General features: G+C 69.4%; 11 protein-coding genes. 3 read left to right on the top strand and 8 right to left on the bottom strand.

All coding sequences use genetic code 11. The features are described 5' to 3' along the window. Positions 1-102 precede the first annotated feature (102 nt). The 6 genes from AB0M59_RS31785 to AB0M59_RS31760 all read right to left on the bottom strand — a co-directional run bounded on the left by AB0M59_RS31785 (position 103) and on the right by AB0M59_RS31760 (position 7,312). Complete coding sequence (locus AB0M59_RS31785; protein WP_364622532.1) at positions 103-1,830, bottom strand: TIGR03767 family metallophosphoesterase; 1,728 nt, start codon at positions 1,828-1,830, stop codon at positions 103-105. 138 nt (positions 1,831-1,968) lie between these two features. Further along, complete coding sequence (locus tag AB0M59_RS31780; protein WP_364622529.1) at positions 1,969-2,427, bottom strand: DUF4190 domain-containing protein; 459 nt, start codon at positions 2,425-2,427, stop codon at positions 1,969-1,971. Positions 2,428-2,587: 160 nt separating this feature from the next. Beyond that, positions 2,588-3,403: a carbohydrate ABC transporter permease gene (locus AB0M59_RS31775; RefSeq protein WP_364622526.1), complete on the bottom strand. Its 816-nt coding sequence runs from the start codon at positions 3,401-3,403 to the stop codon at positions 2,588-2,590. Further along, positions 3,400-4,296 (bottom strand): sugar ABC transporter permease, encoded by an 897-nt coding sequence (locus tag AB0M59_RS31770; RefSeq protein ID WP_364622523.1) that lies wholly within the window; start codon positions 4,294-4,296, stop codon positions 3,400-3,402. The genes AB0M59_RS31775 and AB0M59_RS31770 overlap by 4 nt, the downstream gene beginning before the upstream one ends. Then, a complete protein-coding gene (locus tag AB0M59_RS31765; protein ID WP_364622521.1) occupies positions 4,293-5,582 on the bottom strand; it encodes a sugar ABC transporter substrate-binding protein in 1,290 nt (429 codons plus the stop codon). The genes AB0M59_RS31770 and AB0M59_RS31765 overlap by 4 nt, the downstream gene beginning before the upstream one ends. A 101-nt stretch (positions 5,583-5,683) precedes the next feature. Then, positions 5,684-7,312, bottom strand: a complete 1,629-nt coding sequence (locus AB0M59_RS31760; protein ID WP_364622518.1) for a long-chain fatty acid--CoA ligase — start codon at positions 7,310-7,312, stop codon at positions 5,684-5,686. Between the two features lie 445 nt (positions 7,313-7,757). Here AB0M59_RS31760 and mihF point away from each other — a divergent pair, with 445 nt between their 5' ends. Then, positions 7,758-8,069 (top strand): integration host factor, actinobacterial type, encoded by a 312-nt coding sequence (gene mihF / locus AB0M59_RS31755; RefSeq protein WP_026468624.1) that lies wholly within the window; start codon positions 7,758-7,760, stop codon positions 8,067-8,069. An 82-nt stretch (positions 8,070-8,151) separates the two neighbouring features. Beyond that, positions 8,152-9,306 carry an isochorismate synthase gene (locus tag AB0M59_RS31750; protein WP_364622515.1) on the top strand — a complete coding sequence of 385 codons (1,155 nt, stop codon included), beginning with the start codon at positions 8,152-8,154 and terminating at the stop codon, positions 9,304-9,306. Positions 9,307-9,411: 105 nt separating this feature from the next. On the opposite strand, the gene AB0M59_RS31745 is transcribed toward AB0M59_RS31750, so the two are convergent. Further along, positions 9,412-10,098, bottom strand: coding sequence for a 4'-phosphopantetheinyl transferase superfamily protein (locus AB0M59_RS31745; protein ID WP_364622512.1), 687 nt, complete (start codon positions 10,096-10,098; stop codon positions 9,412-9,414). A 129-nt stretch (positions 10,099-10,227) separates the two neighbouring features. On the opposite strand from AB0M59_RS31745, the gene AB0M59_RS31740 reads away from it, so the two are divergent. After that, positions 10,228-11,397 carry an acyl-CoA dehydrogenase family protein gene (locus tag AB0M59_RS31740; RefSeq protein WP_086680388.1) on the top strand — a complete coding sequence of 390 codons (1,170 nt, stop codon included), beginning with the start codon at positions 10,228-10,230 and terminating at the stop codon, positions 11,395-11,397. A gap of 66 nt (positions 11,398-11,463) precedes the next feature. Here AB0M59_RS31740 and AB0M59_RS31735 read toward each other — a convergent pair whose 3' ends face one another. Beyond that, positions 11,464-11,784 (bottom strand): hypothetical protein, encoded by a 321-nt coding sequence (locus AB0M59_RS31735; protein ID WP_155540761.1) that lies wholly within the window; start codon positions 11,782-11,784, stop codon positions 11,464-11,466. Positions 11,785-11,827 lie beyond the last annotated feature (43 nt).

Raw genomic sequence — 11,827 nt, 5'->3', positions numbered from 1 at the left:
GACGCCGGCCGTCTGCGCCGCGAGGTCGTCGGCGGTGAACAGCTTCTTGGCCTTGGTACGGGACATCCGGCGGCCGGCACCGTGCGTTCTCACTCACGACCGTCAGCCGAGCGGGTTGACGAGCAGCAGCTCCGTGTTGTGGTCCGTGGCGTCCCCGACGCGGCCGAGGTCGACGTGGATGTCGTTGTAGGACAGCTCGCGGTACAGAGACGCAAGCGCTTGCGGCGTCCGGGCGTCGTAGTCGGCGGCGTACGGTGCCTCCGCCTCGATCAGCGTCGTGAACAGCGACAACGTGCCGTCCGCGTTGTCCGCGACCTCGACGATCCGGGCGTGCTGCGGGAAGTCGACGTGCGACGCCGTGTTGATCTCCCAGAAGCCCTGCCGCGGCGTGTTCCCGGCGTGCGGGGTGATCTTGTTGAGGTGCGTGTGGCCGTTGACCCACGCCAGCACGTTCGGGAACCGCTTGAGCAGCGCGACGAACGCGTTGCCGTCCAGGCGCGGGTCGAGCAGGTGGCGGGAGTCCGGCAGCACGTTGCCCATCGAGCCGCTGGTGTGGTGGCTGAACAGGAGGAACAGCTCGTCGGTGACGGCGTGGGTGGTCTTGCGCCCGAAGAAGTCGTAGTACGTCGAGCTGCCGCGCTTGAGCGTCGCCTCGACCCAGTTGTACTGCGCCAGGCCGATCGAGCCGTCGGCGAACCCGGCGTCGGTCGTCGTGTCGAGGCTGATCCCGGTGATGCCCGGCGCGATCCGGAACGTGTAGTAGACGTTCTTGCCGTCGGCGTTGGAGCTGGTGAAGCCGTGCCCGACCGGGCCGGGCCCGGTGTTGGCCGAGTCGAGGTGCGCGCGGACGAACTCGCCGGTGTCGAAGGGGCGGCGCCGCGCGTCGGGCGTCACCTCGCGGATGGTGCCCGAACCGCCGAACAGCTCGCCGATCGGCACGCTGGAGCCGGGCTTCTTGATGGCGTCGGCGAGCTTCTTCGCGGTGGCCTCGTCCTTGCCGATGACCTTGTACTTCCCGGTGTACCAGGCGTCGATGCCGGGGATCTGCGCCGGCAGCGAGCCGACGATGCTGTCGTCGTGGTTGCCGAAGGTGCAGAACCACGGGACGTCGAGGCCGGGCGCGGTGAACGTCTTGATGCCCGCTTCGAGCAGGCCGGGCAGCTGCGGGAAGCCCTTGGCGGAGTAGTCGTCGCCGACGCCCGCGATGGACGGGTTCCAGAACTCCTTGTTGCCGGAGCTCTGGACGCCTTCGTAGGCGTTCGTGGCGCCGGAGTTCGGCGCGACGCTGCCGCCGTTGAGGACCTTGAGGAACCAGTCGAGCTCGATCAGCTCGTGGTTGTCGGTGTTGTCGCCGGTGGTGACCATGAGGTCGAACGGCCGTCCGGTGAACGGGCCCTGCCGCACGCTGTTGACGCGTTCGACGAGCGCGGACGTCGCGACGGTGCCGAGTGCTTCCTGCGGCCGGTGCGCGGAGCCGATGAAGGGGTGCAGGTACTCGAAGCGCGCCGGGCTCTCGGTGTCGGTGATGTGCAGGTCGGTGAACTGGACGAACGCGCTGAGCGCGCGGCGCCGGTCGTCGCGGCCGCTCTGCGGGGCGGCGAGGTCGCTCCGGACGACCAGCGGCCAGCCAGGACCGGCGCTGAGCCGGCTGTAGCTCGCGGTGCTTCCGCCGGTGGCGACCTGCTCGAGGGTCGTGCCGGCGGTGGTGACCGAGCGGGTGCCCGTGAGCCGCAGCGCGCGGTCGAGGGCGTTCGCGGTGGGCGTGCACAGCAGGAGTCCGAGACCGGCGGCGCCCGCGGTGGCGAAGGTGCGCCGGGTGAGTTCGGCCATGGTTGTTCGCTCCCCAGTCTTCTCGGTTGACCGGCACCGTGCCGGGACGGAGGTGACATTCCGGGTCACCCTGTCACAGGGTCCGGGTGGGGTGTACCGCCGAAGGTCGTGGTCAATTCCGCCGGGGAGCGGGCCGGCTCAGCAGGCGATGCCGCACGCGGTTCCGGCCGCGGCGAACAGGCCGAAGAAGAACAGCATGACGATCAGGGCCGGGATCACCGCGATGATGCCGCACACCAGGCCCGCGATGCCCATGCCCTTGCCCGTGTAGCCCGGCCGGTCGGCCTGGACCATGCCGCCCCACGACAGGCCGATCGCCAGGAAGCCGAGGAGCAGGTCGACGAACGGGACCCAGAACAGGACCAGGGCGACGATGCCGACGACCATGCCCGCCACCGCCATCCCGCTGGTGGCCAGTGGCTGGTACCCCGGGTAGGGCTGGGCGCCGTAGCCCGGCTGGGGACCGTACCCCGGGTACGGCTGCGGCTGCGTCACGTAGGGCTGCACCGCGTACTGCGGCGCCGAGGGCGGGTACGCCGGCTCGGCCGGGCCCGCGAAAGGCTGCTGATCCGGCTGGTAAGGGTCGTAATTCGTCACGCCGCACCCACTTCTGTCCGTCCACAGCGAAGTCGCCCGGACGGCCTCGCACGTTACCAATCCGGCCAAAAGCAGGCCGACCCCTGGGCGGTAAGCAACCGTTGCCACGAAAGCCGTCCGGCCGTGACTGTGGTCGGATTGGTAACGAACGGCACAGTACTCAGCCCGTCAGGCCCGACTCCGTCACCCCGCGCACCAGGTACCGCTGCAGGAACGCGAACAGCAGCACGATCGGCAGGATCGACACCGCCGCCGCCAGGAACAGCAGGTTCAGCTGCGGGTTCTGCGCCGTCAGCAGCCCCGACAGCGCCACCTGGACGGTCCACGAATCAGGGGACTGGGCGATGATCAGCGGCCACAGGAACGCGTTCCAGCTGCCGATGACCGTGATCACCGCGATCGCCGCGAAGAAGCCCCTCGAGTTCGGCACCACGATCCGCCAGAAGACGCCCCAGCGCGTCAGCCCGTCCACCCGGCCGGCCTCCTCCAGCTCGCGCGGGAAGTCCAGGAAGTACTGCCGGAACAGGAACACGCTGAACGCGCTGAACAGCCCGGGTATCACCAGCCCGCGGAAGTCCGACAGCCAGCCGAGCGTCGAAACCACCACGAAGCTCGGCACGAACGTCACCGACGTCGGGATCATCAGCGTCGCCAGCACCGCGTAGAACACGATCCTGGAATGCCGGTACGGGATCCGCGCCAGGCCGTAGCCCGCCAGCGAGCAGACCACCAGCAGGCCGACCGTCTGCAGCACCGCCACGATCGCCGAGTTCAGCAGGCTGCGCGCGAAGGGGACGTCGTCGGAGGAGAACAGCTTCGTGAAGTTCTCCCAGTGCACGGCGGAGGGGAAGAAGGTCCACTGTGGAGCGGTGATCTCCGCGCGCGACGCCAGGCCGTTGCGCACGAGCAGGTAGAACGGCAGCAGGAACAGCACCGCCGCGACCGTCAGCGACGCCCACCGGAAGAAGGCCCTCATGACACGCGTCCGAAGCGGAAGACCCGGCCCTGCAGCAGCGTCACCAGGGCGATGATCAGCGCCAGGATCACCGCGCCCGCGCTGCCGCGGCCGAGGTCCTGGCCGCCCGAGCCCAGCGACGTGTAGTACAGGTACACCAGCGGCGGGCGGGCGAACGGCGGGTAGCCGCGGGAGTCGCCCATGATGTTGTAGAACTCGTCGAACGCCTGGTACGCGTTGATCAGGTTCAGCAGCAGCACCGCCACGGCCGTCGCGCGCAACTGCGGCAGCGTGATGTACCGGAACACCTGCCACCCGGGTTTCGCGCCGTCGAGCCACGCCGCTTCGTACAGGTGGTGGGGGATCCGCTGGAGCGCCGCGATGAACAGGATCATGTAGAACCCGAGCTGCAGCCACAGCCGCGCCGTCACCAGCACGATCCAGTACAGCGGCGGGTTCACCGTGCCGGTCCAGGCCACCGGGTCCGCGCCGAACAGGCCGAGCACCGTGTTCGCCAGCCCGTAGCGGACACCGGAGAACAGCGACGTCTTCCAGATCAGCGACGCCACGACGTACGAGCACGCGAACGGCAGGAAGAACACCGACCGGAAGAACGCCCGCGCGAACCGCAGCCGGTTGACGCCGAGCGCGAGCGCCAGCGACAGGACGAACGTCAGCGGCACGATGAACACCGCGAACACGCTGAACGTGCCGAGGCTCGACAGGAACGGCTCGTCGGTGAGCATGTGCCCGTAGTTGTCCAGCCCGACGAACTCGGTCGGCGTCACCGTGTTGCGCGCGTCGAAGAAGGACAGGTACGCGCTCCAGCCGATCGGCAGGTACGCGAAGACCGCGAGACCCAGCAGGAACGGCCCGACGAACAGCCAGAACGCGCGTGCGTCGCGGCCCCTCATCCGAACAGGCGCTTGAGCTCAGCCCTGGCCACCTCGACCGCCGTCTTGGTCTGCGCGACCGGGTCCGCCCCCTCCTTCGCGATCTTCGCGACCGCGTCGGACAGCGCCGTGTTCGCCTGCTGCGTCCACACCGGACCGCCGACCAGGTGGCTGTTCTCCTTGACGAACTTCGCGGCGTCGGCGGCCGGGCCCGTCTTGAGGCTGTCCGCGCGGTCGGCGAGGCTCTGGCGCGCCGGGACGTGGAAGCCGAACTTCGTCGCGAACTCCAGCTGGTCGTCGGTCTTGTCGATCCACAGCCACTTCACGAACGCCTTGGCCTCGGCGACGTGCTCGCTCTTGGCGTTCACCATCGCGCTGTACGCGCCGACCGGCACCGACGGCGCGCCGCTGCCGTCCAGCCGGGGGAACGGCAGCACGCCGAAGTCGTCGTCGAACGCGTCGCGGATCTTGGGCACGTTCCACAACCCGGTCCACTGCATCGCCGTGAGCCCGTCGATGAAGGCGCCCGGGTCCGACCAGTCGGCGGGCGCGCCGAGCAGCAGCGAACCGTTGGTGTTGAGGGTGTGCAGCTTGGCCAGGGCGGTCGCCGCGCGCGGGTCGTCGAAGCCGACCTCGCGGTTGCCGTTCTTCAGGTAGTCGAGGCCGGCCGACCACAGCAGCGGCCCGGTGAGCACGCCGACGCCGCCGTCGTTGCCCGCGAAGAAGCCCTTGACGCCGTCCTTCGAGAGCTTGGCGGCCGCGTCGATCAGCTCGTCGACCGTCTGCGGCGGCTGCACCCCCGCGGCCTGCAGCAGGCTCTTGCGGTAGAAGAGCAGCTGCGTGTCGATGGCCTGCGGGATGCCGTAGACCTTGCCCTCGACGGTCTGCGCGGCGACCACGGCCGGGCTGAAGTCGCCCTTGACCGGCGCGATGACGTCGTCGAGCGACACCACCTGGTTCTGCCGCACCCAGTCGATCTTGACCTGCGCCTCGAAGACGTCCGGCACCTTGCTGTTCTGCAGCGCGGTGACGATCTTCGAGTCGTAGTCGCCCGGGTTCCACTGCACGTTGACCGTCGCCGCCGGGTAGGTCGCGGCGTACCGCTTGACCGCTTCCTGGACGCTGTCTTCGCCATAAGCGTGGTACCACTGCTGGAGCGTGACCTTCGGCGCGTCCGACGGCGGCGGGCCCGCCGAGTACGCCGTCGACGGCGGCGCGGTGCCCTGCCGTCCGGTGTTCGACCCGCACGCCGTCGCCAGCGCGCCCATCCCCGCGAGCGCGAGAAAACTCCGCCTGTTCCGCTGCATCCCCAGAACCCCTCCGTGAAGTTCGTGAAGGCCACCTTGAGGAAGACAGAGTTCCTCAAGGTGGCCTTCACGAACATGAAGACTCGCCGGAGATTTACCCGTTAGAGCTGTGCGATGTCGAGCTTTCCCTCGGAGTAGGACGCGCGGATCCGCTTCTTGTCGAACTTGCCGACGCTCGTCTTGGGCACTTCGTCCACGAACGTCCAGTTCTCCGGCAGCTGCCACTTCGCGACCTTGTCGCTGAGGAACTCGCGCAGCTCCTCGGGTGTGACCGTCTGGCCCTCCTTGAGCACGACGGCTACCAGCGGCCGCTCGTCCCACTTCTCGTCGGGGATGCCGACGACCGCGGCCTCGGCCACTGCGGGGTGGCCCATGACCTGGTTCTCCAGGTCGACCGAGGAGATCCATTCGCCGCCGGACTTGATGACGTCCTTGGCGCGGTCGGTCAGGGTCAGGTAGCCGTCCGCGCTGACCTTGCCGACGTCACCGGTGCGCAGCCAGCCGTCGTGGAACTTGTCCGGGTCGACCTCCGCGCCGCCGTAGTACGCGCCGGCGATCCACGGGCCCTGGACCTCGAGCTCGCCGACGGCCTCGTTGTCCCAGGGCAGCACCGCGCCGTCGTCGTCGATCAGCCGCGCCCGCACGGACGCCGGGAACCGGCCCTGCGTGTAGCGGTACTTCCAGGCGTCTTCGCCGGTCGCGCCGGCCGGCGGGCGGGCGACGCTGCCCAGCGGCGACGTCTCGGTCATGCCCCAGGCGTGCAGGATCGACACCTTGTGCCGCTCCTGGAACGCGTGCATCAGCGACGGCGGCACCGCCGACCCGCCGACGACGACCTCACGCAGGTGGGAGATGTCCTGCGGGTTCGCTTCGAGATGGGCGAGCAGGCCCTGCCAGACGGTCGGGACGGCACCGGCGAACGTCGGCTTCTCGGCGGCCAGCAGCGCGGCGATCGGCGCCGGCTGGAGGAACCGGTCCGGCATGACGAGCGACGCGCCGACCATCAGCGCCGCGTACGGCAGGCCCCACGCCATCGCGTGGAACATCGGCACGATCGCCAGCGCCGTGTCGCTCTGCGCGAGGTTCATGCTGTCGCTCATGCAGACCTGCATCGAGTGCAGCCAGATCGACCGGTGTGAATAGGCGACGCCCTTGGGGTCACCCGTCGTGCCCGAGGTGTAACACATCGCGGCAGCGGAGCGCTCGTCGACGTCCGGCCAGTCGAAGGTGTCCGGCTGGGCGGCCAGTAGGTCGGCGTAGGCGTGTACCTCGACGCCGGCCGGCGCTTCCAGCGACGCGGCGTCGCCGTTGGCCACGATTACGTGCCGGACCGTCTTGAACTGGGGCAACTGCTTCGCCAGCAGCGGGACGAGCGTGCCGTCGACGATGACGACGTGGTCCTCGGCGTGGTTGGCGACGAACACCAGCTGCTCGGGGAACAGCCGGATGTTCAGGGTGTGCAGCACGGCGCCCATCGCCGGGACGGCCAGGTAGGCGGCCATGTGCTCGGCGTTGTTCCACATGAACGTGCCGACGCGCTGGTCACCTGTCACGCCGAGGCTCCGGAGCGCGTTCGCGAGACGGGCGGCGTGGCGGCCGAGGTCGCCGTAGGTCTCGCGGCGGGCTTCTGAACCGGTCCAGGTGATGACTTCGCTCGCCGAGTGCACCGACGTGCCGTGGCGGAGCAGGTTCGCCAGCGACAGCTGGCCGTCCTGCATGGTGCTCAACATGGTCGCTCCCGGGGGTCGTTCGCCGGCGGACTGGGGTTGCGCCGACTCTAGTGCGGATCGGGTGAAGCGGGCATGGTCAACAACGGCTCCGTTCGGTCACGGTCGTCCCGCGATCGGGCGACGACCGAACGGTGATCATGATCGACAATTTTTGGGCTTTTCCTTGCGGGTAAGGAAATACGCGCCGAGACCGAGCGTGGTGGAGGCTTCACTTCCGGGTGAGTGACGCCACGAGAGACGCTTCTTGGGAGCGTTTCCGCAGGCCGGAGCGGGTTGCCAGGTATCACCTCCGGGGGTAGTAAGTGCGTGTCGGTTGCACGGTCACGAAGCCGGTGGCGTTTACTGGGGCCGTGGTAAGAGACGGCTGAGCAGCGCTTGCAGCAGCAAGCACAGCGAAAAGCCGTCGGCCGCGAAAGCGGAGACCTGAGAGGAAAGGACTACTACGTTGGCTCTGCCTACGTTGACTCCGGAGCAGCGCGCCGATGCACTCGCCAAGGCGGCCGAGGCTCGCAAGGCGCGTTCGGAGCTGCTCGCGTCGATCAAGTCCGGCAAGGAGAGCATCGAAAAGGTGCTCAAGCAGGCCAAGGAGAACAAGACCATCGGGAAGACGAAGGTCACCCAGCTGCTGAAGGCCGTCCCCGGCCTCGGCGCGGTGAAGGTCGCCGCCCTGCTCGAGCAGGCCGGCATCGACCCGGACCGGCGCGCCGCCGGCCTGGGCGAGCGCCAGCGCGAGGCGCTCATCGACGCGCTCAAGTAGCCGTCATCAGGAGCTCCCGTGAGGGGAGTGTCGCTCGTGACACTCCCCTCGCGGATCTCCCGAAGCCTGGGACGCTGGAGAGGTGAGCTCACCTGATCCGGCGACCCCGGCACTCGACCTCGCCGCCCGCTACCAGCGTGGCGACTTCCTGTTCACGACGGCCTCGCGCGCACTCCTCGCGCAGGGCACCATCCGGACCGTCACCGAGACGGACCCGCGCCGGCTCGCCTCGGCGATTCCCGGCGTGCTGGCCGAGACCGGTGCCCCGCTGGCCGTCGGTGTCCTCCCGTTCGACACCGGGCCCGACACGAAGGTGCCGGGCCACCTCGTCGTGCCCCGGACCGTCCACCGCTCCGAGGGCGCGCCTTCGCTGCCGCGTGAAGTCCTGTCGGCGCCCGTGCGGGTGCGTGCGGTGCCTTCGCCCGCGCAGCACATGCTGGCCGTTTCCGCGGCCGTAGCCGCCTTACGTGACCGTGACCTGCGGAAAGTCGTCCTGGCGCGCGCCCTCGACCTCGAGTTCGCCGCGCCCGTGTCGGCGGAGAGCGTCGTGCGCAACCTGGCGGTCGGGAACCCCCGGCACTTCACGTACGCGGCCGAGCTGCCCGGCGGGCGCTCGCTCGTCGGCGCCACGCCGGAGCTGCTGCTGCGCCGCACGGGCCGCACGGTCTTCTCGTCGCCCCACGCCGGCTCGATGCCGCGCTCGGCCGACCCGGCGACCGACCGCGCCAACGGCGAGGCGCTGCGGACGTCGCGCAAGGACCAGCTGGAGCACGCCGTGGTGATCGACTACGTGGTCGAGGCGCTGCGGCCGTTCTGCCGGACCCTCGAGGTCCCGGCGGAGCCGGAGCTGGTCACGACCCCGGCGATCTGGCACCTGCGCACCCCGATCACGGGCGAGCTGGCCGACCCGGACATCACGGCGCTCGACCTGGCGGCGGCCCTCCACCCCACCCCGGCGGTCTGCGGCACCCCGACCGACGGCGCGCGCGAGCTGGTCCAGGAGCTGGAGCCGTTCGACCGCGACTACTACGCGGGCGCGGTCGGCTGGGTCGACGCCTCGGGCGACGGCGAGTGGGCGGTGGCGATCCGCTGCGCCGAGATCGCGTCGACGTCGATGCGGCTGTACGCGGGGGGCGGGATCGTCCCGGCTTCGGACCCGCAGGCGGAGCTGGACGAGACGACGGCGAAGTTCCGGACGCTGCTGAGCGCGATGGGCCTGGAGGATCTCCCGGTCTGACCGCCGAAGCGCCCCAATGTGGCCTTGGTTGCGCTCAACGCACCGAAGGCCGCCTTGGGTGCGTTGAACGCACCGAAGGCCACATTGGGGCGCTCGGGCCGGCCGTCAGGGGACCCAGTGCTCTTCGGTCACCGACAGCTCCTCGGTGGTCAGCACCGCGATGGCCGCGCGATAGCCGTCGGCGGCCTTGAGGTCCGCCAAGCGGGTCGTCGCCGGGTCCAATGCCGGGTCGCCTGACTCCACCAGCCGGGCCGGTTCGTCGAAGCGGGAGAACGTGATGCTCTTCAGCGGGATGCGCAGGCCCTTGCCCGTGGCCTTCATCACGGCTTCCTTGCGCGTCCAGTAGACGAAGAACGCCGCCGCCTTCTCCTCCGGGCCGAGGCCCGCCAGGTGGGCCGTCTCGGCCGGGCTCAGCGCGTACTCGATGAGCCCTTCGTCGGCCTTGCGGCCGGCCGTCTCGACGTCCAGGCCCACCGGGACCGACGGTGTCGCCGCGACGCCGATCAGCTCGCCCGAGTGGGAGATCGACAGCGTCAGGTCCGCGCCCGGGATCCGCGGCCTGCCGTGCGGCTTTCCGCAGTCTTCGCAGGTCGCGTCGAACTTCACGGCCTCGACGGCCAGCCCCAGCCGCTCCGCCGCCACCGTCTTGGCCAGCACGCGGCCGGTGAGGAAGCGCCGCTTGTCCGCGTCCTGCCGGTACGCCTCGAAGCGGCCTTGCTCGACGTCGTCCAGCAGGCGCAGGAAACGCTCTTCGGCGGGCAGCGGGGACGACCAGCGGACCACGATCTCCATCACCCCTCCGATCCTTCCGGGCGCAAACGCGGTTGTCACGAATTCGGGGACAGGTCTGGGGTAATCCGGCTCGAGAGAGGTACCCTGACCTAAGCAAGCGCTTAGCCAGTGTCGGAGGAGCAGCTCGGTATGGACTTTTCTCTCAGCACCGAAGAACGTGAAGTGCGCGACTGGGTCCGCACGTTCGTCCAGCGGGAGCTGATCCCGCTCGAGCAGGAAGTCCTCCGGCGCGAGCGCGCCCACCAGCCCGGGCTGACCGGCGAGGAGCTGAAGGACCTCCAGCTGAAGGCGAAGGAGTCCGGCTTCTGGGGCGTCTTCACGCCGGAGGAGTACGGCGGCATGGGCCTGTCCGCCGTGATGGCCGCGCTGCTGGAGGCCGAGCTCGGCCGCACCTTCGTGCCGTTCCGCTTCGGCGGCGCCGCGGACAACATCCTGTTCCACGCCAACGAGGAGCAGAAGCAGACCTACCTGCTGCCGACCATCTCGGGCGAGCGCAAGTCGTGCTTCGCGATCACCGAGCCGGGCGCCGGCTCGGACGCCAAGGCCATCCGGACCACCGCCCGCAAGGACGGCACCGACTGGATCATCAACGGCGAGAAGACCTTCATCACCGGTGGCAACGAAGCCGACTTCACGATGGTCTTCGCCATCACCGACCCGGAGAAGGGCGCGAACGGCGGTGTCACGTGCTTCCTCGTCGACCGCGAGGCCGGCTGGAAGTCCGAGTACATCGACACCATGGGCGAGTGGGGCCCGGCTTCGCTGATCTTCCAGGACGTCCGCGTCCCCGAGACGCAGATCCTCGGCGAGGAAGGCCGCGGCTTCGAGCTCGCCATGCAGTGGATCGGCCAGGGCCGCTACCTGCTGCCGGCGCGCGCGATCGGTTCGTGCGAGCGGCTGATCTCGATGGCCATCGAGCACGCCAACACCCGCGAGACGTTCGGGCAGAAGATCGCGGAACGCCAGGCCATCCAGTGGATGATCGCCGACTCCGGCGTCGAGCTGGAAGCGCTGCGCTGGCTGGTGCTCAACGCCGCCTGGCAGGTCGACCAGGGCGTCGACTCGCGGCACGCGCAGTCGATGGCGAAGCTGTACGGCGGCCAGAAGGCCAATGAAATCGTCGACCGCGTCCTGCAGATCCACGGCGGCATGGGCTACACGCGCGAGCTGCCGGTCGAGCGCTGGTACCGCGAGCTGCGGCTGCTGCGCATCTACGAAGGCACCGACGAGATCCAGCGCCGCACCATCGCGCGCAACCTGCTCAAGGGGCACGTGAAGGTCGGCGGCGTTCTCGGCTGAGATCCCCGGAACGCGAACGAGGCCACCTCCCGGACGTCCGGGAGGTGGCCTCGGCGGTACTTCGGGTTACTTCTTGTTGCGGATGGCGATCGGCACGCCGGCCAGGTCCTCTTCGTTGCACAAGAGCTTCACGTCGTAGTACGGCGAACCCTGGCGGTCGTCGTAGTCGAGGTGGATGGCCAGGACGTCGAGCGGCTCGCCGAGCCACTCCTGCGCCTGCCGTAGCCACTTCGAGCACCGCTCCAGGGCGGTGGGGAGATCGTCATCACGGAACTCGACGGGGCGATAGGGGACATCCTGCACCTGATCGCGGGGGTGTGCCGGCGTCGGGAGGCCCGGCGCGAGACCCGAGTCGTCCAGTTCCAGTTGGATCGTTTCCTCAGTCACCCTTCGAGCGTCCCCCACGCACGCCGTCTGGGCAAGGCGTACA

Source organism: Amycolatopsis sp. NPDC051371 (assembly GCF_040682155.1).
Lineage (GTDB): Bacteria > Actinomycetota > Actinomycetes > Mycobacteriales > Pseudonocardiaceae > Amycolatopsis.
Note: the sequence above shows the minus strand (reverse complement) of the source record. Positions and strands in the feature narration are given on the sequence as shown.